This is a genomic window from Bartonella sp. AA78NXGY (assembly GCF_042197005.1).
Classification (GTDB): domain Bacteria; phylum Pseudomonadota; class Alphaproteobacteria; order Rhizobiales; family Rhizobiaceae; genus Bartonella.
This window is the reverse complement of record NZ_JBHIRI010000005.1, coordinates 17,739-41,698: the sequence shown is the minus strand read 5'-3', so window position 1 is coordinate 41,698 and position 23,960 is coordinate 17,739. Positions and strand designations below refer to the sequence as shown.

Annotated in this window: 16 protein-coding genes; 7 read left to right on the top strand and 9 right to left on the bottom strand. The window is 35.6% G+C overall.

The window, feature by feature from the left end; all coding sequences use genetic code 11:
* Positions 1-166 precede the first annotated feature (166 nt).
* The 4 genes from ACFINL_RS04215 to parE all read left to right on the top strand — a co-directional run bounded on the left by ACFINL_RS04215 (position 167) and on the right by parE (position 4,678).
* Complete coding sequence (locus tag ACFINL_RS04215) at positions 167-793, top strand: LemA family protein (protein ID WP_375616198.1); 627 nt, start codon at positions 167-169, stop codon at positions 791-793.
* Positions 793-1,644, top strand: coding sequence for a TPM domain-containing protein (locus ACFINL_RS04210; protein WP_375616197.1), 852 nt, complete (start codon positions 793-795; stop codon positions 1,642-1,644). Before ACFINL_RS04215 ends, ACFINL_RS04210 begins: the two co-directional genes overlap by 1 nt.
* A 147-nt stretch (positions 1,645-1,791) precedes the next feature.
* Complete coding sequence (gene lipB / locus ACFINL_RS04205; protein ID WP_375616196.1) at positions 1,792-2,529, top strand: lipoyl(octanoyl) transferase LipB; 738 nt, start codon at positions 1,792-1,794, stop codon at positions 2,527-2,529.
* Positions 2,530-2,611: 82 nt separating this feature from the next.
* Positions 2,612-4,678 carry a DNA topoisomerase IV subunit B gene (gene parE, locus ACFINL_RS04200; RefSeq protein ID WP_375611495.1) on the top strand — a complete coding sequence of 689 codons (2,067 nt, stop codon included), beginning with the start codon at positions 2,612-2,614 and terminating at the stop codon, positions 4,676-4,678.
* A 17-nt stretch (positions 4,679-4,695) separates the two neighbouring features.
* Here the strand turns inward: parE and recJ are convergent, their stop codons facing one another.
* Positions 4,696-6,480, bottom strand: a complete 1,785-nt coding sequence (gene recJ, locus ACFINL_RS04195; protein ID WP_375611494.1) for a single-stranded-DNA-specific exonuclease RecJ — start codon at positions 6,478-6,480, stop codon at positions 4,696-4,698.
* A gap of 296 nt (positions 6,481-6,776) precedes the next feature.
* Here recJ and rplM point away from each other — a divergent pair, with 296 nt between their 5' ends.
* Both rplM and rpsI read left to right on the top strand, forming a co-directional pair.
* Entirely contained in the window at positions 6,777-7,241 is a 465-nt protein-coding gene (gene rplM, locus ACFINL_RS04190) for a 50S ribosomal protein L13 (protein WP_015856544.1), read from the top strand.
* Positions 7,242-7,243: 2 nt separating this feature from the next.
* Positions 7,244-7,729 (top strand): 30S ribosomal protein S9, encoded by a 486-nt coding sequence (rpsI, locus tag ACFINL_RS04185; protein ID WP_015856545.1) that lies wholly within the window; start codon positions 7,244-7,246, stop codon positions 7,727-7,729.
* A gap of 311 nt (positions 7,730-8,040) precedes the next feature.
* On the opposite strand, the gene ACFINL_RS04180 is transcribed toward rpsI, so the two are convergent.
* The 6 genes from ACFINL_RS04180 to ACFINL_RS04155 form a co-directional block, all read right to left on the bottom strand.
* Entirely contained in the window at positions 8,041-8,406 is a 366-nt protein-coding gene (locus tag ACFINL_RS04180) for a response regulator (protein ID WP_273724078.1), read from the bottom strand.
* A gap of 545 nt (positions 8,407-8,951) precedes the next feature.
* Positions 8,952-9,311: a hypothetical protein gene (locus ACFINL_RS04175; RefSeq protein ID WP_375650620.1), complete on the bottom strand. Its 360-nt coding sequence runs from the start codon at positions 9,309-9,311 to the stop codon at positions 8,952-8,954.
* 2,436 nt (positions 9,312-11,747) lie between these two features.
* Positions 11,748-12,536 carry an ABC-2 family transporter protein gene (locus ACFINL_RS04170; RefSeq protein WP_375613131.1) on the bottom strand — a complete coding sequence of 263 codons (789 nt, stop codon included), beginning with the start codon at positions 12,534-12,536 and terminating at the stop codon, positions 11,748-11,750.
* Positions 12,520-13,344 carry an ABC-2 family transporter protein gene (locus tag ACFINL_RS04165; protein ID WP_375650466.1) on the bottom strand — a complete coding sequence of 275 codons (825 nt, stop codon included), beginning with the start codon at positions 13,342-13,344 and terminating at the stop codon, positions 12,520-12,522. The genes ACFINL_RS04170 and ACFINL_RS04165 overlap by 17 nt, the downstream gene beginning before the upstream one ends.
* Positions 13,319-14,338 carry an ATP-binding cassette domain-containing protein gene (locus ACFINL_RS04160; RefSeq protein WP_375629017.1) on the bottom strand — a complete coding sequence of 340 codons (1,020 nt, stop codon included), beginning with the start codon at positions 14,336-14,338 and terminating at the stop codon, positions 13,319-13,321. Before ACFINL_RS04160 ends, ACFINL_RS04165 begins: the two co-directional genes overlap by 26 nt.
* Positions 14,339-15,124: 786 nt before the next feature.
* Positions 15,125-16,108 carry an RluA family pseudouridine synthase gene (locus tag ACFINL_RS04155; RefSeq protein WP_375650461.1) on the bottom strand — a complete coding sequence of 328 codons (984 nt, stop codon included), beginning with the start codon at positions 16,106-16,108 and terminating at the stop codon, positions 15,125-15,127.
* A gap of 221 nt (positions 16,109-16,329) precedes the next feature.
* On the opposite strand from ACFINL_RS04155, the gene ACFINL_RS04150 reads away from it, so the two are divergent.
* On the top strand, positions 16,330-18,111 hold the full coding sequence (locus tag ACFINL_RS04150) for a glucan ABC transporter ATP-binding protein/ permease (RefSeq protein ID WP_375611489.1): 1,782 nt from the start codon (positions 16,330-16,332) through the stop codon (positions 18,109-18,111).
* Between the two features lie 1,262 nt (positions 18,112-19,373).
* On the opposite strand, the gene alaS is transcribed toward ACFINL_RS04150, so the two are convergent.
* Together alaS and recA are read right to left on the bottom strand one after the other, a co-directional pair.
* A complete protein-coding gene (gene alaS, locus ACFINL_RS04145; RefSeq protein ID WP_375650457.1) occupies positions 19,374-22,040 on the bottom strand; it encodes an alanine--tRNA ligase in 2,667 nt (888 codons plus the stop codon).
* Between the two features lie 205 nt (positions 22,041-22,245).
* Entirely contained in the window at positions 22,246-23,289 is a 1,044-nt protein-coding gene (recA, locus tag ACFINL_RS04140) for a recombinase RecA (protein WP_273791424.1), read from the bottom strand.
* Between the last annotated feature and the right edge of the window lie 671 nt (positions 23,290-23,960).

Below are 23,960 nucleotides of genomic sequence, written 5' to 3'. Positions count from 1 at the left end.
TCTATATTACCATTATTATTTTGATATCAACAAGCCACTTAAGCGTATCTAAAACGCATAGAGATATCAATTTATTGATAAATACACCTGTTTATAAAGTTCAAAATACTTTCCACCAAGAAAATAAACCCTATATAATACATAAAATATCTGTGGAGACATCTTTATGTTAAATGTACAAACTTCTTCAATGTTTAAAATATTAAAACAATTGCCAATCGTGATTTTTTTGGCATGGTTAGTGCCATTTTTAAGTGGGTGCGGATTTAATACGATACCAACAAATGAAGAAAAAGCACATGCAGCATGGAGTGAAGTACTCAATCAATATCAACGTCGTACAGATCTCATCCCCAATCTTGTAGAAACAGTTAAAGCTTACGCAGCTCATGAACAAAGCGTTTTCACCAATGTAATTGAAGCACGTGCTAAAGCAACGCAAGTCAACATTAATGCAGATATGTTGAATAATCCAGAAGTTATGCAGCAATATCTCAAAAATCAAGCAAATTTATCAAGTGCACTTTCGCGGCTTATGGCTGTTGTTGAAAACTATCCGGATCTTAAAGCAAACCAGAACTTTCTTGCTCTTCAATCACAATTAGAAGGAACAGAAAACCGTATTTCCGTTGCACGCCGCGATTATATTGAAACAGTACGTGCCTACAATACTGCACTCAAAACAATGCCGACGATGATTTGGGCAAAATTATGGTTTCGTGATGCTAAACCTATGCCAACTTTTACCATCGATACTGATAGCCAACAAACACCAAAGGTTAATTTTAATTAATGAAATCATTTCGATACTCTTTGCAACGTATTGTATTTTCACAATTATGGGTTTTTATCTGCTCTCTGTATTTAGTTGCTGCATTGGGAAGTATCGCTTGTTCGCAAATAAAATTTCCTCATTTAACAGGTTATGTTAATGATGTGGCTCATTTGCTCGATAATGCAACCAAGGAAGACTTGACAAAAAAACTGGCAGCAATCGAAGAGAAAACGGGAGATCAAATTGTTCTTGTGACACTCCCTACTCTTTCGGGCAATGATATAGAAACATACAGCAATTCTCTTTTTCGTACATGGGGATTAGGCCAAAAGAAGATCAATAATGGTGTATTACTGGTCATTGCACCGAATGAACGCACAGCACGTATCGAAGTTGGATATGGTTTGGAAGGAGAGCTAACAGATGCTCTTTCCTCTGTCATTATTAATAGCTTCATGATTCCTAATTTTCGCGAAGGAAATTATCAAAAAGGAATTGCTGAAGCAGTTGATGCAATTATCAAAGTTATTACAGAAAGTGATTCTGATTTTACTTTTCGCATCAAAGAAAAAGCTAAAATCGTTGAAGAACAACGTAAACAAGCTGAAAAAGAAGAAATGATTATAAATACAATCATGTTTCTCATACTCTTTATAGTCGTTGGTTTGCCCATTCTTGCAATGATTTTTGGTAAAAAAGTGGGTCCACAAAAGTATCTCTGGCTGGGGATCATCTTCACACCTTGGTTTCTTAACTTAAGTGCCGGTGGCAGATATCCTGGTGGAAGGTTCGGAGGTCCTCGAGGTGGAGGGGGATTTAGGGGTGGTGGTGGATCATCAGGTGGTGGCGGTGCAACAGGAAGATGGTAACAGGAACGTGGATTTTTAAGCGTAGCAAATCTTCTTAAGATAAAATTTTATGAACGTATTCTCTTTTATTCAACAATTCTATACCTTACTCTGTAATCACTTTTATTGAGTACAATACAAACTCAAACATCAAGATAAATATTACCCATGACATGTGAATTGAAACATACAGATCGTAATCACTTATCACATCATTTTAATGCAATTCTAGAAAATCCACCAGTTGAATGGAAGATAAGTGATCATCTAGTTGAGTATCCTGAAGCTTTACGTTACATGCAAGAACGTGTAGAAAAAATTCTTGCAAAAACTGCGCATGAACAAGTTTGGCTTCTCGAACACCCTTCCCTTTATACAGCGGGGACGAGTGCCAATAAAAAAGATCTTTTGGCGCCTAATTTATTCCCTGTTTATGAAGCAGGACGTGGAGGTGAATTTACATATCACGGTCCAGGACAGCGTATTGCTTATATCATGCTTGATCTTAAACGCCGGAAACAAGACATTCGTGCTTTCATCAGTGCATTAGAAGAATGGATCATACAGATGCTTGCCAACTTTAATATTAAAGGCGAACGCAGAGAAGATCGCGTTGGTGTCTGGGTTAAACAGTCTCATTGCCCATCAACACAAAATGATCTTTCTTCCGAAGATAAAATTGCAGCTATTGGCATTCGAGTGCGCAAATGGATAAGTTTTCATGGAGTTTCTATCAATGTTAATCCTAATTTAGCCCATTATTCAGGAATTGTTCCTTGTGGAATTACAAACCACGGTGTAACAAGCTTTCTTGATCTAGGTTGCCCTGTAGCAATGCATGATATTGATATTGCTCTCAAACACGCTTTTGAAAAAATTTTTGGTCCAACAATTGATGTTTCCTAAGTGCATTGATTTTTAAATAAAAAACAGGCATAAAATTTATTTTAATGAATATTTTATTTGATGAGGTGGATAGTTAAACGCTATGAGCGATAACAAAAAGGATCTTTTTAGTGTTTTAAATAAAGCCCAATCTCGGGTAAATACAAAAGAAAACACTCTGCAGTCTCCAATGAAATCAAACGCGATGATTTCAAGAAAAAGTGCAAAAGATACGCAAGAAGATGACTATAATGCCCTCTCTATTCGAGTTCTTGAGGGTTTAGAGCCGGTACGTTTACGCCCTGGAATGTATATTGGTGGAACAGACAGTAAAGCGCTTCATCATTTATTTGCCGAAATTATTGATAACGCGATGGATGAAGCTGTTGCGGGTTATGCAGATTCTATTGAGGTCTCATTAGATAGGAACGGTTATATAACCGTTACAGATAATGGACGGGGTATTCCTGTCGAAAATCATCCTCAAATGCCTGAGAAATCGACTCTTGAAGTTATTATGACACAACTCCACTCAGGGGGAAAATTTGATGGAAAGGCTTATCAAACTGCTGGTGGACTTCATGGAGTAGGAATTTCTGTCGTCAATGCTCTTTCTGATGATATGGAAGTTGAAGTTGCACGAGAACGAAAACTTTACCGCCAACGTTTCTCACGTGGTATTCCTCAATCTGGATTGGAAGATCTGGGAGATGTTTATAATCGTCGTGGTACGCGCGTTCGTTTTCATCCTGATCATGAAATTTTTGGTGAAAAAGCAGCTTTTGATCCAGAAAAAATCTATAAGATGACATGCTCCAAAGCCTATCTTTTTGGTGGCGTAAAAATTCGCTGGTCTTGCGATCCCGTCATACTTGAAGGCGCAAAAAATATTCCTGAAAAAGCTGTTTTTCATTTTCCCGATGGGCTTAAAGACTATTTACTTTCGTCACTAAAAGATGAATATCGAGTAACGTCAGAAATTTTTTCTGGCAAAACACAACACAATAATGGCCATGGCTCCGTTGAGTGGGCTATCGCTTGGCATGGTGGTGATTCTTGTGTGCAATCTTATTGCAATACGATTCCTACAGGAGAAGGCGGAACACATGAAATAGGATTACGTCAAGCTCTTTTGCGTGGATTGAAATCCTACGCTGAGTTAATAGGAAACAAGCGCGCAACGATTATTACGTCTGACGATATTATGATTTCAACAGCCGCAATACTTTCAGTCTTTATCAGTAACCCTGAATTTGTTGGACAAACAAAAGATCGATTAGCAACCATTGAAGCACAGCGTATCGTTGAGAATGCAATCCGCGATCCTTTTGATCATTGGTTAGCAAATTCCCCACAAGAAGCAACAAAACTTCTCGATTGGGTTATCGAACGTGCTGAAGAACGTATTAGACGACGCCAAGATAGAGAAATAAGTCGAAAAACTGCTGTCCGTAAATTACGTCTGCCCGGTAAACTTGCAGATTGTAGCCAAAACCATGCTTTGGGTGCTGAACTATTCATTGTTGAAGGGGATTCTGCAGGAGGATCTGCTAAACAAGCAAGAAATAGAGCAAACCAAGCAATTTTACCTCTTCGTGGTAAAATCTTAAATGTCGCCAGTGCTGCACATGAAAAAATGAACTCAAGCCAAACAATTAGCGATCTTATCCTTGCTCTTGGATGTGGAACACGCTCCAAGTATCGTGAAAAAGATCTCAGATATGAACGTATTATCATCATGACAGATGCTGATGTTGATGGTGCTCATATTGCGTCACTGCTCATTACCTTCTTCTTTCAAGAAATGCCTGACCTTATTCATCAGGGACATTTATATCTTGCCGTCCCTCCCCTTTATAGAATATCGCAAGGAGGAAAAGTTGCTTATGCTCGTGACGACATTCATAAGGATGAATTGCTCAAAACTGAATTTACTGGAAAAGCTAAAATCGAAATCGGGCGTTTTAAAGGGCTGGGTGAAATGCGCGCAGAACAACTTAAAGAAACGACTATGCATCCTCAAAAACGTACATTGCTTCGTGTTTCTATTGATGCCGTGGAAATGCAAGAAACGAAAAAGACTGTAGAAAGTCTCATGGGAACAAAACCAGAAGCACGATTTCGTTTCATACAAGAAAATTCTACTTTTGCTTCTAATCTAGACATCTAATGTAAAAAATATCCATTTCAAACCACTGCAGCTGCGTCAATCACGCGCAGTTGCGGATTGATCGTTCCATTCCAATAATTCAAACTAAGATGACCAGCTAAATGAATCATTTCACCAATATTTTCAAAAAGAAAATCACCTAGCGATGTCCCTACAGCACGAAAAGCTATTCCTTGTAGTTTTTTTCCTTCAACATTAGATACAATGAGGCGAAGATGTCCTTTACCAACTTCAGATAGATTCACCAGTCGATGAGAGGGAAGAACAAAAACAGGTGTTGCATTCCCTGCCCCAAATGGCCCTGCTTTTTCAAGCAATTCAAACAGCGCTTCATTAACACCAGAAGCAGAAAGAGAACCATCTATACTAAGAGATTTTTTTGCACGCAACTGTGAAACCATTAAAGAAACTTTTTCTTCTAGCCATTTTCGAAAAATTTCAATTTTTGTTGATTGAATTGTAATTCCTGCTGCCATACTATGTCCCCCTCCTTTTTCTAATAAATTTAATGTAACAGCTTCACGAACGAGTGCTCCTAAATCTATACCATTAATTGAGCGTCCCGACCCTACGCCATTTCCATCTTCTTTCAAAGCAATAGCAAAAACAGGGCAAAAAAAACGCTCTTTAAGGCGGGAAGCAAGAATACCAATAATTCCCGGATGCCATTCTTTATGAGAAATTACAAGTGACAATGGTATTTCTTGATCTTGATAAAGAGAAGAAATGTAAGATTCCGCTTGTGCTAATTGAATGTTCTCCATTTCTTGGCGTTCTTGATTAAGCCGATCTAATTGTTCTGCTATTCTGTCCGCTTCATCTTTATTCTCACAGCTAAGCAAACGTGCTCCCAAAGCTTGATCACCAATGCGCCCTCCTGCATTAATTCTAGGACCTAATAAAAAGCCTAAATGAAAACTATTAAGCGGCTCCCCTATTCGTGCAACCTTTGTTAAAGCTGTTATTCCTAGATTATGCATAGAACGAGCAACTTGAAGCCCTTTTAACACAAAAGCACGGTTAACCCCCTGTAATGGAACGACATCACATATGGTTGCCAATGCAACAAGATCAAGCATACTTAAAAGATCAGGCAGCGGTCCTTGGAATTGTTTTTTCCGCAGCAAATGATGAACCCAAGCTAACGTAACAAAAACAACGCCAGCTGCACATAAATGCCCCTGTTTAGAAAAATCATCAGGACGATTAGGATTGACAAGAGCAACAGCTTCTTGATGAATCTCTGACATTTGATGATGATCTAAAATCACAACATCAGCACCAGCAAGCCTCGCTGCTTTTACGGCATCAGGACTGTTTGCACCACAATCAACAGTGATGATTAACCGAGCGCCTTCTTGCACAAGCATCCTCATTGCTTGTTCATTCGGACCATAACCTTCAACAATACGATCAGGAATATAAATTTTGACTTCAATACCAAAATAACGAAAAAAACGTGCTATGAGTGCCGATGAACAAGCACCATCAACATCATAATCACCAAACACAGCAACCTGTTCTTGATTGAGAAGAGCCTTAACAATGCGCTCTGCAGCGCATTGCATATCCCTAAAACTTTCTGGATCAGGCATAAGCGTACGTAATGTTGGATTAATAAAAGCAACAGCCTCAGCTTCATCCACATCTCTTGCTGAAAGTACTCGAGCTAACTGATCTGGAAAGCCAAATTTTTGAGAAATAGCGCGCGCGTTATTTATCCCTTGAACATCAAGGGCATCTAACCAAGCTTGACCACAAGCAGAAGATTCAACATTGAGAAAATAACGAGACCACTGCATTATTTCTTATTTTATAATGAAGAACGATAAAAGACAATCATGCGTTAAAGATAAAATAGTCTTTTGCAACATTCATTTTAAGTTTAAATGGTCTACAAACTTCTTTTAATGGGGTATTATAATACCTTTCTTGTAACATATTGTTTTATAAAGTTTTTATTTTCTCTTGACGTCAATCAAAAGACATTATATCAGAGCAAGTAGTATGCGTTAAATATTTCGCTATGGTAACAATTTTCAACGCAAAACAGTAAAAATTCCCTTATATTAAAAGGGTTCTAATAAAGGATACTTCTATGGCAACTTTTTCACAAAAGCCAACTGAAGTGGTGAAAAAATGGGTTATTATTGACGCAGAAAACCTTGTTTTAGGTCGTCTTGCCACATTTGTTGCTAACCGCTTACGTGGCAAACATAAAGCTACATTTACTCCACATGTTGATGATGGTGACAACGTTATTGTCATTAATGCAGATAAAATAGCTCTCACTGGCAAAAAATATACGGATAAAAAATATTATTGGCATACCGGCTATATTGGTGGAATCAAACAACGTACAGCACGTCAACTTCTTGAGGGGCGTTTTCCCGAACGCGTTATTGAAAAAGCGGTAGAGCGTATGATTCCTCGAGGGCCCCTTGGTCGCCGTCAATTGAAGAATCTACGTGTTTACGCTGGAAGCCAACATCCACATGAAGCACAACAGCCTGAATCTCTTGACGTTGGTGCTTTAAACCGCAAAAACAAAAGGATTGCTTGATTATGGCTGAAATTAATTCTCTTTCTGAGCTTAGCATAGTAACAAGTATTACAGAAACACATGAAAATGTTGTTCCTGTTCACGTGCAGAAGCTTGATTCACAAGGACGTGCTTACGCAACAGGAAAGCGTAAAGACGCTGTTGCGCGTGTATGGATTAAACCAGGTTCTGGAAAAATCACGATCAACAATAAGGAATTTGACAAATATTTTGCTCGTCCTGTTCTTAGAATGATTCTTCGTCAACCAATTGTTGCAACAAATAGGGATACCCAGTTTGATATTATTGCAACCGTTGCAGGCGGTGGTCTTTCTGGACAAGCCGGTGCAGTGCGCCATGGCATTTCCAAAGCTTTAACCTATTACGAACCAGAACTTCGCTCAATCTTGAAAAAAGGTGGGTTTCTTACCCGTGATAGTCGTGTTGTTGAACGTAAAAAATACGGTAAAGCAAAAGCACGTCGTTCTTTCCAATTCTCAAAGCGTTAATTTCAATTTTTGCAATGCATAAAGCCTCGGACAAAAACGGGGCTTTTTAAAACTGCTAAAACAGACTTTTAGATGAATGTAGGAACAAATCTATACCGATTAGAAAAAACAAGAATGCAAAACAACCTCTTCTCTTAAGATAAAAGGCAAGAAAAATAGACCGAAAAAATTCAAAACTTCAGTTTCAATTTTTTAAATCTGTTTTACTAACTTGTAATATATCGACGTGCTAAAGCACAAAAATCTTTACGCGACAACTTTAGCAATCTTATAAGCTTTTCAATATTTTTTCTATCATCACTTAACAAGCTTTAGTCCAAGAAATGCTTTACCATTGTAATAAAATGAGGGACAGAAATAGGCTTTGACATATATTCTTCACATCCACTGGCACGAATTCGCTCCTCATCGCCTTTCATAGCAAAAGCTGTTACAGCAACAACGGGGATTGATCGAAGTTCTTCATCTTCTTTTAATTGTTTAATAACATCTATTCCAGAGACCTCTGGCAACTGGATATCCACAAGAATAAGAGATGGCATTGATGAACGCGCCAAATCTAATGCCATAAGACCATTACGTGTTTCAACGGTTTCATAACCACTCGCTTCTACAAGATCGCGAAATAACTTCATATTAAGCTCATTATCTTCCACGATCATGACTTTTTTTGACATTCGTATAACTCCACCCTTCTCAGATAAAATAGAGAAATAGAAATGAATCCACATTCTCTTTGCTTAAGATAAAATGATAAAATGAATTGTAAACCACAAAGAGATTAAAAGAGTCCAATAAAAGCATTTTTGCAAATATTTGTAAGACGCATCGCTATACTTATTCAGTTCATCAACATAAAACCCACAAATAGTCGTAAGATTGTGTGACCTTGTATTTTTTGAGTTGATATACAAAGTTTATGGATATCTCAATTAATGCATTCGCGTTTTCATCATAAAAAAAATATCAACCACAAACTTAGCTCAAATGCGCATTTTGAAGAGAAAAAAATTTAAGTAAATTTAAAAAGCAACTGATTAGCTGAATTTAATGCACCATATACAGGCATCCACAAAACAATATCTTAATGATATAAAAAGATAAACTTATCAATGTCATTAAGATTAAAAAAAATAAATAAACCGTGATTAAATATCACGATTTATTTAATATAAAACATTCAATAACAGCATAATTCAAATTTGATCAAGGATAATATCTTTTAATTCAAAGCCCATGAACTATGAGCAAAAGCATCGAATGTTCTTCCACCTGTCTCTCTGTTAGGACTGGGCGGCTTTCTAGTAAAGAAATATACAAAATATGCGATTAAAGCAAAAATCGCTGTCTCCATCCCCATTAAACCCGCGACTTTTTGGACATTTTTCTCAGCCCCTTGTCCTCCAAACTGGCTAATAACCATATCGACAGCTTTAATAACTCTATTTTCCTGTGTCATTACAGAAATAAAACCAGCATTTTGAAATCTGCCATTTAAAGAATCAGCATTGGCTCTTAAAATCTGTGAAAAGAAAATCGCTACTGCAACAAAACATACTATACAATGCTTGAATATTTTCATCATAACCACCTAATTACAATATTTAGTAAAATAAATTTTCTTTACCGCCCCCTCTAGATAGAAAACATTCCGTTATCTATCTATAAAGTATATTTATTTTCTGATAATAAAAATATAATACAAAATTCAATTAATAATTTTATTTTAATTGTTATTTTTATATTATATTACACTTACAATATTCCGTTACATGTTTATTTAACGATTGTCAATTATTTTATTTGTACTTTACATTTAGTAATTTAAATATAAAAATATATTAAAATAAAGTTATTTTATTGTTTTTATTATAAATTTAGCTTTATTATCATAAATATTATTATGATTTTATAATATAAAAAATATCAATGTGTTGTTTTTTTAGTTACACGCAATGTTTTTATTTTTTTGTATAATATATTAAAATAAATATTTTTATAAAATATTTTTCCTTAGTATAGATTGAGAAAAAATATTTGCCCCAGCTACAATTAGCGTAAGAACCAGCTTAACTCTTTGATTGAAAAAGCTAAATTAGATAAGATAAGGGATAACTTTGGTGAATGCGCTAAATCTAATGCCATAAGCTATTACACATTTCAACGTTTTCACAGCCATGCGTTTCTACCAGAACATGGAATAATTTTAATAAAGTTCATTGTCTTCCACAATTATAACTTTCTAACATTAATATAATTCCACGACTTTAAGATAAAATAGAGAAATAAAAATGAGTCCACCTTTTTTCTAACCAAGATAAAATGATTAAAATATAAATCATAAAAAATTTAATAATGTCCAATAAAAGCATTTTTGCACAAACCTTTGTAATGCTAATCGTTATACTTCTTCAGTTTATCAAAATGATAATCTAGAATAGCCATAAAATTATATGATCGTATATTTTTTGAGTTAATACGAAAAATTTATGGATATTTAAATCAGCTCATGCCCCTTTTCATCTTAGAAAAGATATCAATCACGAAAATTAACATAGATATATATATTTTGGAAAAAAATTTAAATAACGTTGATATGGATAGATTATTTGCTAGCAAACAATCTTCTCTATTAAATCAGAGTGTTCACTACTGTGATATTGTAATCTCAATCACGACAACACTTCAATAACAGACTAAAATATAGATTCACTATAAGCTTAAAATAAAAATTTTGGAATTGATCATACATACAATGAATGAACCGTAAAATACAAAAGTAATCATAACACTAGAAAATGAAAAAGCTTATCACTCTTGTTCACTATTCCTTCCTCTCTCATTTTTTCTGTGTTATTTTTAAAGTCTTGTAAAAGATATGAATTACATGCAAAAAAAATTAGCCCTTTGTAATCTCTACGCCATCAATCACATTAGTTTTATTAATGATAAGCAATAACATTTGTATAGCTCTAAGCTTAGAGAGCAAAACCAGATTAAAGTATCATTTTTATTTATTGTAAAAGAGGATGTAAAACTCCATTTTTCTCTTATCATTGTTAAGAAAAATTGAAAAGTGAACTTATTAATATTTAAAAAATAGAAAATAATTTTTTACAAAATAATATCTTATTTAATTAATTTTTAAAATAACCTATTTAAAATAATATAAATATATTATGTTTATATTGTATGTGTTTAAATTGTATATTTTTAATTAAATAATATTATTTACAATAACACTAAAATATTACATAATAATTATCTTTATATTAAATAAAATCATAACATAAAATAAGAAATTCACAATAAAATTAAGTATAATTCTCTTAGTTTACAAGAACAATAAAGAAATATATTTAATTATGTTATTGAACTCAGTTGCGTTGCCATCGTTTTTTCCTGCTTTGCTTAGTGGATCCTTTTATTTCCAAGCAATTATTAACTGAATTTTGACTGCTCAGCATGCTGAAAAATCTCTATGTGATTGTTTTCTTGATAATTGCTATCATGTTGTTTAACGCAGCTCTTAGCTTTCTATCGGGCAACTTAAAAGCTTTATTCTGTCAATTTTCTTATTGTTTAAGCAAAAACTCATCCACGTAATAATATATTGAATGCAGCAACAAAATCCGTACGAATAACCACATTCTGCACATATAAAAATTACCCATCTTTGACAATTTTTTAGCACTATAAATGCAACAAAAATAAATTTTGCTCAGATGAGAAAGCACTACTAATATTGTACACCATCTTACCATTGGCTTGTGTCATCAAGCAGCCATCTAAACTCAAACTAATCTAAAACCAAGAAATTTAATTCTCTGATTTTTATTGTAAATTCTTTGCTCATAGCTATAGAAATACAACCGATTTTATGCATGAATATGTCTAATAAAAAATCCTCATGTGTAAATTTTACATGCCTTATACCGCCAGCATAAATAACGATATTTTACAGTACGATAGAATTTTTACTCAATTTTTTATTTTTATAATCATGATGACTTTTATATTATCCCCCTAATCCATTAAATTTACGCATTGTTTTCTTATAACTTATGAAAGTCATGACCATGGAAAGAAAAGCGCTCAACAGAAGATATCCAATATTCCATTCGCCTTTACCAAGCAACAATGACACAGGCAAGGAAGCAGAAAAAGCCATGGGAAGCATAAACAAAAGCCATTTTACGATGCTTAAAGGATAAATTCCTATTGGCACAAATGAAAGCTCATAAATCATTTCATGAAAATATTCGACAGGCATCTTACGGCTAATAATAAATGTTATAAAATTGAACATCAGAAAAAAACAAATATTGACAATAAAAACACAAAATATTGCAACAACAAAAGAGATCCATCTTAGCTTAAGATCAGAAATATTCGGTAATGATACAAATAAATAGGCACTAACATAAAGGACAAAGAGCTTGATCAAATTAAGAGGTTTACACCAACCAAACAACATCAACAACCAAATTGAAACGGGCTTTATCAAGTATGGTTCAATTTTACCATCCGCTACTTTTTCAAAAAACGTTTCAATAGAATTAATAAAAATATTCAAAAATATTCCAAGTAAAACAAAGACAACAAAGATAAAATGGATTTCATCTCTGCTATAGTTACCGATCTTTCCTGAAAAAGAAGATACTCTATCAATAAATATGAATTGAATAAAATAATAGCATAGAGAAAGAATAAACTCCCCAGCCAAATTCTTACCATAAACAATCTGTCGGCGGATATTCAGACTGATAAAATGAAGGATGATTTTCATCTCAACCACCTGCTCCATTATATGCTTTCATCCCTTTATTCCAAGCGATATAAATTAAGAATAAAAAACACAAAATATAAGTAAAACTTCCGAAAATAAACTGCTGAAACAACGCTAAATTTTGCGTCGCGAAAAACTCGGCAGGAGCGGATATCATGAAACGATAAGGATTAAATTGCATAAGCGGAATAAGCCACACCGGCCAAAAAGATGGTGGTAAAAGAACACCCCCAAGAAGCGCTGAACTAAGAATACTAAAAGAGAGTAATATATTGTACTCAATCACCCAAAAGCTTAATAAAGCAATTCCAAAAGAGATTAAAAAACAAAGCAATTGTGATAGAATAACAACCAGAAAAAAGAACAGAAAAGCGATGACCAATCCCAGAATATTTTCATAGGATAAAACAAGCTTAACAATAAAAAGAGCCAATAATGGGATGCTATATAATACACTCTCCCCTAAAAAAGTAAAAAGCATTTGTGTCATATAACTAAAGGGCTTTGTAAGATATACTTCTAATTGGCCTTCTTTAACATGATGAGAGAAAAACTTAATCACATTATAACCATTATTTAAGCGACCTAGGACTAAAGCAAAAGCATAATAATACATCATATCATAAAAGCTAAAGCCATTTATGGTGTTGCCCGTATCAGAGAAAAGTGCATTCCATAATAGAAGTTGAATAACAAATGGCGAAAGTGTCCCAATGATAATATCGGTAAAAAACATTGCTCTATCACTTAGAACAGTGAGTAATCCATTCTTGGCAAAAAGAAACATACCAAAGTAGTGGTTAGATAAATTCTTTAAATTTAACACGGAGCATCTCTTCAAGCGAGGGAGTGGATACAGAGAACGTACAGTTCAATTTGGTTGTAATTTCGCGTACAAAACGCGCAAAATCCTCACGGGGCAGCGAAACCTCCAGCGAGCATTCTTCAGCGTTAAAGTGCTTATCTTTTAAAGAAGTAGATAATTTCAACGCAATCTCATCAATTTTTTCTACAACAGCTGAAGGTACAGCCATGTGTTCACAAAAAAACGTTATTCTCACCAAAGAAGGGATGACATTTTTAAGCGCGTGAAGATTACCATGAAACTGTTTCTTTCCTTTATGCAAGAGAATAATATCATCAACGTATCCATCAATATCTCCCATATCATGACTTGTGATGATATATCCAGTGCCACGCTCCTTTTTCAGTTTTTTAAGAAGCTCCCTGATTTCATGCTTAGATGTAATATCAAGACCAATACTTGGCTCATCGAGAAACAACAGTTTAGGTCTAAAGGAGAGATTAAATGCCAATTCACTTTTCACTCTCTCACCCAGACTAAGCATCCGCACTGGCTTATCCATAATATGCTCAAGGCCCAGTAACTCAGCGATCTCTTTAAGATCACGGGTAAAAGAGGCGCGTTCAAGACCATATAATGGTTGAACCATATCCAAACTGTAGCGTAAGGGCAAATCCCACCATAAACAATTCTTGTGACCAAAGACCACACCCAAAGACTTGAACAGATTTTTCTTCGCTTTATAAGGATCAACACCAAGGACTTTAACACATCCCTCATCAGCGTATTGTATACCAGAAAGTATTTTAATCAGTGTCGATTTACCCGCTCCGTTAGGGCCAAGAATTGCTAACGATTGCCCTGAAAAGAGGGTGAAACTCATATCTTTTAACACATGATGATTTGTATAAACCGGCTTGAAGAGAGAAAACACCTTGTTTTTAAAACCAATTCCTCTGTCAATGTTGCGATATATTTTTGAGACGTTATTAACGTCAATCAATAATGATCCCATCAGTCACTCCTAATTTCAACTTATCTCCCCTTTGAATGTTCCCATAATAAATATCTGTTTTGTTCACTAGAAAAAACAAAAGTGTTCAAGCCCTCCCTAGAGCAATAAAACGCGCCTGACGTTTTATCTCCAATTTTTTGTCTAGATATTTTTTAATGTGATGAGTTCACTTCAATGAAGCATTAAGATACTAAAAACTTATTTCTTCTTTTATGAAAGATGATCTTTTGGATAAACTAAGTAAGTAGAAAAATAATTGCTCATTAAAAAGAGAACTTTGCTAAGAAGGCTTCATTGTGTAAGTAAAGCATAAATCTATACTATAAGCATATCAAACCACATTTATAACAGAACAAACTTCCTTGACAACAGGATTTTTTTGAGAGTCTACTTTTCCTAAGCATTACTATAAAATGCCTTCATTATTCCCCATAAAAAACTAAAATCGCTTTCTCTATTTTAGTAAATATCTTTCAGATTTTATCTAACTCATCTCCCTCAACAGACACGCCTTCCCAATATATGACCTCTATAGATAATTCAAAGAAGCAGCTTCATAAACTCAGATTATTAAATGATACACCATATCCAAAAAATAACAATACAATCAATATGGATAAAGAGCTGTAGAAAGAAAGCCATGATATTCGAAAATTTCATCACTCAAAAACACAATTTTCTCATAGCGATCGACTTATCAAAAACTTTCTTCAAATAATGCCCTATTCATCTTATCAAATTTATAGACAAAATTTGTATCAATCAAAAAGAACAAATGAAGTTTGTTTAGTCGGTTTCAGCATCACTCTCATTAAAAGATAAAAGATTAAAACTTTGGACCATATGAGGTGGTAAAGGTGCAACAATGTCCAATATTCCTCCTGAAGGATGCGGAATACGAATACGACGTGCATGAAGATGAAGACGATTTTGAATTCCTCCTAGTAATGTCCAATTACTATCAGAAAAAAAATACTTTGTATCGCCAATGATAGGATGATCCATATGGGCTGCATGCACACGAAGCTGATGTGTTCTCCCTGTATAGGGTTCCATTTCAAGCCACGAAAGAGCCCGCCCTCGTGTATCTAAAACGCGATAGTAGGAAACCGCATGATGTGAATCTGGCTCCCCATGTTCACAAACACGCATTTTGTCACCTTGTGTAGTCATTTCCTTAACCATCCACGTTGAAATTTTGTCCTGCTTTTTTTTAGGCACGCCACGAACCAACGCCCAATAAGTCTTTTTTGTTTCTCGCGCTCTAAAAGCAGCTGTTAAGGACTGAGCAGCTCCCCTTGATCGTGCAACAATAAGCACCCCCGACGTCTCACGATCAAGACGATGAACCAAACGCGGCTTTTCACCTTTTTTATTGCGCCATACCTCAAGCATACTATCCATATGACGTGTTAAACCAGAGCCTCCTTGGACAGCCAACCCAGCGGGTTTATTAAAAACAAATACCTTTGGATCTTCATAAAGCAGCATTTTTTTCAAAACGGTCCCATCATCCTGCCCACGAAGTGTTTTATCCGTTATTGAAAAATTTTCCTTGTCATTAATAGGGAGAGGTGGAATACGAACAGCCTGTCCTATACAAAGACGCGTATCGGCTTTAACACGTCCACCATCAACCCGTATCTGACCAGAACGCAACAATTTTTGCAAAGCTCCAAAACCAAGTCCTGGATAATGCACTTTAAACCAACGATCTAAGCGCATTCCATCTTCATCTGCCTCAACTTTTTTTATTTCTACGCCTGCCATGAAAGTTCCCTTGCCTGATAATTTTATTGATCTATTTTTGCGCCTTTATAAGCACAAATATAAACACAAAAATTCATATTTTAGTTGGCTTTATCACACCATATTACAGTTAGTATCCAAAATTGCCTTTTCTTAACGTCCAAATTTTATTAGCTAAAAATTAAGCGTTATAAAAAAAATCAATAGCCTTTACGCTTAACAGCGAATGGAGATAATTAACAGTGTCCTTATTCAAAACCTATGCACGTGTTCTCACTTACCTAAACAGAGAAAAAAATGCATCCCTTTTAATCTGTACCGCTAATGTTATGTTAGCGATTATCACCATTGCAGAACCTATTTTATTTGGACGGGTTATCGATTCTATTACAGAAAAAACAGGTATCATCTCTACTCTTGCCATTTGGGTTTGTTTTGGACTTTCACATATTATCGCTTATGTCCTTGTTGCTCGCGGTGCAGACCGCTTAGCCCATAGACGTCGCTTAACGGTTTTAACAGAATCTTTCGAACGTATCATTGCCATGCCGTTAATTTGGCATCAACAACGCGAAACATCTAACGCACTCCATACACTTTTGCGCGCTATAGATTCCATGTCAACCATATGGCTTGATTTTATGCGCCAACATCTCTCAACGCTTGTCGCCTTATTGGTTCTCATCCCCATAGCCTTTAATATGAATTGGCGCCTTTCAATAGTCTTGGTTGTGCTTGCCATCATCTATGTATTAATTGCACGTTTAGTGATGCGAAAAACAAAAGACGGACAAGCCGCTGTAGAATGCTATCATCATAACCTTTTTAAACATGTCAGTGATTCAATCTCTAATGTTTCCATTGTACAAAGTTATAACCGAATAAAAGAAGAAACTTCCATACTGCACCAACATACAAATGCTCTGCTTAAAGCACAAAATCCTGTTCTCAATTGGTGGGCGCTCGCCAGTGGCTTAAATCGAATGGCTTCAACGATTTCAATCGTTTGTGTTCTTCTCCTTGGAGCTTTTTTTGTTGCAAAAGATCAATTACGAGTAGGTGAAGTCGTTGCTTTTGTTGGATTTGCACAACTCATGATTAGCCGCCTAGACCAAATGAGCAATTTTATTAATTGTGCAATATCCTCACAAGCAAAACTGCAAGAATTTTTTGAAATGGAAGACTCAACCTTTCATATTAACGAACCGCAAAATCTTCCTTTCCTCCAAAATGTTAAAGGCACCATACAATTTCATCACGTGACCTATCAATTCCCAAATTCTTCTCAAGGTGTTTTTGATATTTCCTTTGAGGTTAAAGCAGGACAAACTGTTGCAATTGTAGGACCAACAGGGGCTGGAAAAACAACATTGATCAATCTGTTACAGCGCGTATACGACCCTACCCTTGGGCATATCTCCATTGATGGAATAAATATATGCTCGATCAATCGCGAATCTTTACGCAAATCTCTAGCAACAGTATTTCAAGACTCGGGTCTTTTCAACCGTACTATTCATGACAATATTTCAATAGGAAAAGCGAGCGCAACGAATGAAGAACTTTATGAAGCAGCAAAAATAGCAGAAGCTCACGATTTTATTCTAAAAAAAGCTGATTGTTATAACACAATGGTGGGCGAACGAGGATCTCAATTATCCGGTGGAGAAAAACAGCGACTAGCAATTGCACGCGCTGTTTTAAAAAATGCCCCTATCCTCATTCTAGATGAAGCAACAAGCGCTCTTGATGTTGAAACAGAAGCACGTGTCAAAGATGCTCTCGATTGCATAAGCCATAACCGTACTACTTTTATTATAGCACATCGCCTCTCAACAGTACGCAATGCTGATGTGATACTCTTTCTGGATCATGGTCACTTAATGGAAAAAGGAAACTTTCAAGAATTGATCGATAAAGGGGGACGTTTCTCTAATTTTTTAAAGGCAAGTGGTCTAACAATCAAACCACCAGAAAGAGAAGGAGAAAATGTTATTCCCTTACATGAAGCCATAGCTTCATAAAAACGATACTCTTCATAGATCTTATGCAAAAAATGCCTCTTCAATACAATAAGAGTTCTTATATATGATACAAGTAAAAAGATTTCTAAAAATGCCACAATCCATTTTAGGTATTTAAGAAAAATATTAAAACAGTTTAGTATTTTCTCTGCTATTGCAATTTTACTAGATTAGAACAAAAATATTTTCCTATATCTGTGCATACTGACGAGTATACATTCTCATTTAGGGAAAATGTAAAGATGTAAAGGTAAAAACAATTTCCAGTTTTACCGTCTTCCTTTCACTCAGCTTTACGAATTTCAAAACGAACTAAAGTAATATCTTTTAAATAATGAATATTATGTATTGCGTTGCACTTTTGTTTATCACTTTCTTTATAGTCCTCTCATAAAGAACAGAACATCATTGTTTTGCACATTCATATAACTTTTTTTAAGAAACATTTCTCAATGCTCTTAAGCCCATTTCACAACGACATTCGTGAGTGGTTTTGATTAATTTAACATACACAGAATTTGAAATAATAAAATCCTACGAATATTCGTAGCTCTTATTCAAAAGATAAAACGATAAATTATCATTATAATTCAATATATTAAAGCAATTTTATCATAAATAAATTAGATGTTAATCTAAATCTTTAGATTTATGTGATATTCATTTGATTTATATTGATAATTCATTACTTTATAAATTGAAATAAAGATTTATAAAGATAGGAGAATATTCTTTTCCAAACCTTTTAATAATAAACCAAAAAACTGTTTTCTTGTACATAACAAGCAAAATAAAAACAACACAATAGCTCTAAGATACAACAACTCTTTTATAAGCCTTTTCAAGGAAAGAAATTTTATTCATTTGAAAACTAATCGAATAATGATAGCTTATAACTTTATAAGGATAATCGTATGCAATAAATCTTGTATTTTTCCTTTCATAAAAAGAGATGTTTCTTCAAAAAATCTATAAGAGCAACACAATAACTAGTCTTCCTAGTAAAAGAATACACAGTAAAGCATGAAGTGCTGCATAATCTATCTTATCTTAAAAAGGTAACTCCTGAAACGCTTGGAAGCTATAAAGCCAAATGATAAAGTGGTGATAAAGACAAACACTGTTTTTATCTTTAACAATTATATTTTCCCCAATTACGCTGTATCTGCATTTCAGAAATACACCAGACAGATATTCATGATACATAGATGCCAACCAAATATAACAATGTGAAAAATACCTATGCAGAATGATTTCATTCTTTAATTTTTTTCAAGAAAATCTTTTAGTGCCGCAAATGCCTCATCAGCTTTGTTCCCCTCAGGACCACCAGCCTGCGCCATATCAGGACGGCCACCTCCACCTTTACCACCAAGCATCGCTGAAAGAATACGAACGAGATCTACAGCATTTAACTTATCCGTTAAATCATCCGTAACACCGACAACAGCACTCCCTTTTCCATCCTCCGAGACACTAATAAAAGCAACCACTCCAGATCCAATTTGTTTTTTCTCAGAATCGACGAGCGCCTTAAGATCCCGTGGTAAAATATTTTTAACAACGCGTCCGGTAAAAGAAAACCCATTGATGATGATAATATCATCTTGGCTCCTTTCTGTTACTCCACCACTCAACATCATTTTCTTGCGTACATCATTCAATTCTTTTTCAAGTTTACGACGATCATCAAGCAAAATTCGCACCCGTTCTTCCACACCAGCAGAAGAAGTTTTTAAAAGATCAGCGATTTCATGAATACGTTCATCTTGGCGGCTAAGATAAAGACGTGCTTCTTTGCCTGTTAAAGCTTCAATACGCCGCACTCCAGCTGAAACAGAACTTTCAGAAACAATATGAATTAAACCAATATCACCTGTTCGCTCCACATGTGTCCCTCCACAAAGCTCAATTGACCAACGCTTTTTTAATCTTTCCTGTTCAAGTGGCTCCCCCATAGAAACAACGCGAACTTCATCACCATATTTTTCACCAAACAATGCCATGGCTCCTTCAGAAATGGCCTCATCTACAGCCATGAGGCGCGTTATTACTTTACTATTTTGCAAAATAATCTCATTGGCTAAATCTTCTATTTTTTTCAACTCTTTTGGTGAAACGGATTTTGGATGGGAAAAATCAAAACGCAACCGATCTGGCGATACAAGAGAACCCTTTTGTGTAACATGGTCCCCCAATGTTTGGCGTAAAGCTTCGTGTAACAAATGAGTAGCAGAGTGATTCGCACGAATTTTCTTACGACGAACAATGTCAACCGTTAATTCTACACAATCAGACCTCGATGCCTGACCAGATTTCACCTCCCCAATATGGATAAAAACACCATCACCCTTTCTTTGGGTATCATGCACCTTAAAAATAAAATTTTCACCAGAAATGATACCGCTATCACCAATTTGCCCACCAGATTCACCATAAAAAGGTGTCTGATTAACAACAAGCATAGCTTTCTGATCTGAAGAAATATGATCAACAATTTTACCATCACATACAAGAGCTGTAAGAATACCTTTCGCTGTCTCAGTTTCATAACCTAAAAACTCTGTGGCCCCCACTTGATCACGAACAGAAAACCAGACCTTCTCTGTTACAGCTTCTCCAGAACCAGACCAATTGGCACGTGCTTCCTCTTTTTGGCGTTCCATCGCTTTATCAAAAGCACCAACGTCAACAGATATTCCGCGACGACGAAGAACATCTTGCGTCAAATCAAGCGGAAAACCATAGGTATCATAAAGTTTGAAAGCAACTTCACCATTCAAATAGTCCCCTTCTTTAAGATCGGTACTTGCTTCGTTCAACAAACCAAGTCCTCGTTCAAGCGTTTTACGAAAACGTATTTCTTCTAACCTTAAAGTTTCTGAAATCAAAGATTCAGCACGCACCAACTCAGGATAGGCTTGTTCCATTTCGCGAATTAAAGCAGGCAAAAGTCGCCACATTAAGGGCTCTTTAGCACCAAGAAGATGCGCATGACGCATAGCACGACGCATAATACGACGTAAAACATATCCTCTTCCTTCATTAGAAGGAAGCACACCATCAGCAATCAAAAATGCAGATGAGCGAAGATGATCAGCAATGACACGATGGCTGGCAATAAAATCACCCTTTGCCTCAATCCCTGTAATTTCTTCTGATGCAGCAATTAATGCACGAAAAAGATCAATGTCATAATTATCATGAACGCCCTGTAAAACAGCAGCAATACGCTCTAATCCCATGCCTGTATCAATAGAAGGGTGAGGTAAGTTAACACGTTCTTCCTTGGAAACTTGCTCATACTGCATAAAAACAAGATTCCAAATCTCAATAAAGCGATCCCCATCTTCATTAGCACTTCCAGGAGGACCGCCCCATATTTCATCACCATGATCATAAAAAATCTCCGAACAAGGCCCACAAGGGCCTGTTTCTCCCATCGACCAAAAATTATCAACCGTCGCAATACGGACAATTTTTTCATCTGGAAGACCAGAAATTTTACGCCACAGTTCAGCAGCAACATCATCACTCTGATAAACTGTCACCAACAATTTATCTTTTGGCAGGCAAAATTCCTTTGTTAAAAGATTCCATGATAAAAAAATGGCTTCTTCTTTGAAATAATCACCAAAAGAAAAATTACCCAACATTTCAAAAAATGTATGATGGCGCGCCGTATAACCAACATTATCAAGATCATTATGCTTTCCACCCGCACGAACACATTTTTGTGCCGTTGTTGCCTGCGTATAAGAAGGTTGTTCAAGTCCAGTAAAAACATTTTTAAACTGCACCATCCCTGCATTTGTAAACATAAGTGTAGGATCATTCCGCGGAACAAGCGGACTAGACGAAAGAACTTTATGCCCATTACGATGAAAATAATCCAAAAATATTGACCGAATATTATTAACACTATTCATGTTGACACCTGCTCAATACAGCACAAAACCATAAAAGAAAAATCCCCCTCATTAAATTCTCTTCGCCACGCATGGAGTCAATTTAATCAAAAATGGAATATTTGTTTTAAAAAATTGAGAAAAAAATGACTGCGTATTTAAAAACTCAAACAAAAAAACAGAAAAATCTGAAAGGGAAAAAATTATAGACGAAAAAAACACTCCATCAAATGGCTTCATCACTTTCTATATTTTCTGACCCTGCATTTTCTAACAGTTCAATCGCAATCAAACCAGCATTTTGGCGCAAAGCTGCTTCAATCTCTGTAGCTATTTCCACATGTTCACGTAAAAACTGCTTTGCATTCTCACGCCCCTGTCCTAAACGCTGAGAATTATAAGAAAACCATGCACCAGATTTTTCCACAACACCAACCTTGACACCCAAATCAATCAATTCACCTACTTTGGAAATACCTTCACCATAAATAATATCAAACTCAACCTGCTTAAATGGAGGTGCCAATTTATTTTTCACCACTTTAACGCGCGTCTGATTACCAACGATTGAATCCCTATCTTTAATGGATCCAATGCGACGAATATCTAAACGAACAGAAGCATAAAACTTTAAAGCGTTTCCACCCGTTGTCGTTTCAGGAGAACCAAACATCACACCAATTTTCATGCGAATTTGATTAATAAAAACAACCATACAGTTAGAGCGAAAAATTGCTGCGGTTAATTTTCGTAACGCTTTACTCATTAACCGAGCTTGCAATCCGGGCAAAGCATCACCCATTTCACCGTCAATTTCTGCTCGCGGTGTTAAAGCTGCGACAGAATCCACAACAAGCACATCAACGGCACCAGAACGAACCAACGTTTCTGTAATTTCCAATGCCTGTTCACCGGTATCTGGCTGAGAAATGAACAAGTTTTCTAAATCAACACCAAGCTTACGCGCATAAATAGGATCAAGCGCATGCTCTGCATCAATAAAAGCACAAATGCCACCACCTTTCTGTGCCTCAGCAATAGCATGGAGAGCCAATGTTGTTTTCCCAGAACTTTCTGGTCCATAAATCTCAACAATACGCCCCTTCGGTAATCCACCAATCCCTAAAGCAATATCCAAGGATAACGACCCTGTTGGAATTGTTTCAATTTCAACAACCTGCTCTTTTTGCCCAAGACGCATAATCGAGCCTTTACCAAAAGAACGTTCAATTTGTGAGAGAGCAGCATCGAGAGCTTTTGTTTTATCCACGATTATATCCTTGACCGAATTCATAATAACCTAAAACTTTAGTGTATACTGTACTTTTAATTTAACTAAAGGCTTGAGTTTAGAGTTTCACAGACTATTTCCATTCCTATCTCCACATTATGTCCATAAACATTCATGACCATCACAATAAAGAATTGGCATTGCTTATCTTATGACACATAATAAACTCCAATAAAGTAATATCTCTATGGGAGCATAGTTAACATATTTATATCTCTCTAGAAAAGGAACAATTTAATTTTAAACACAATGTTCTACAACCCTTCTGCTTATCCCTTTGATTAAATACTTGAGAGACTAAGAATTCTCCCGCTATTGATCACACAAAAAACGCATCATCAATCAACCTCATACCCTATTGCATCGAAGAACAAAACGCTATTGTGTTGCATATTCATGCACTTGATTTAAGAAACATCTCTCAAAACTTCCAAGCTCATTTTGTGACAACACCTATGAATGTGGTATACTGCAAAACCCTTTAGGCACCACCATCTTTACTCTATAGAAGGAGCAAGCCGGCACCATCACACTATTTATCATCCTCCAATATTGCAACAGCTCTCGGCACTTGAGACAATTCATAGGAGGGATTTTTAGTCCTTTCTTGTACAGTTTTTATCACACGCTAATCCTGCTTGTAACATGCA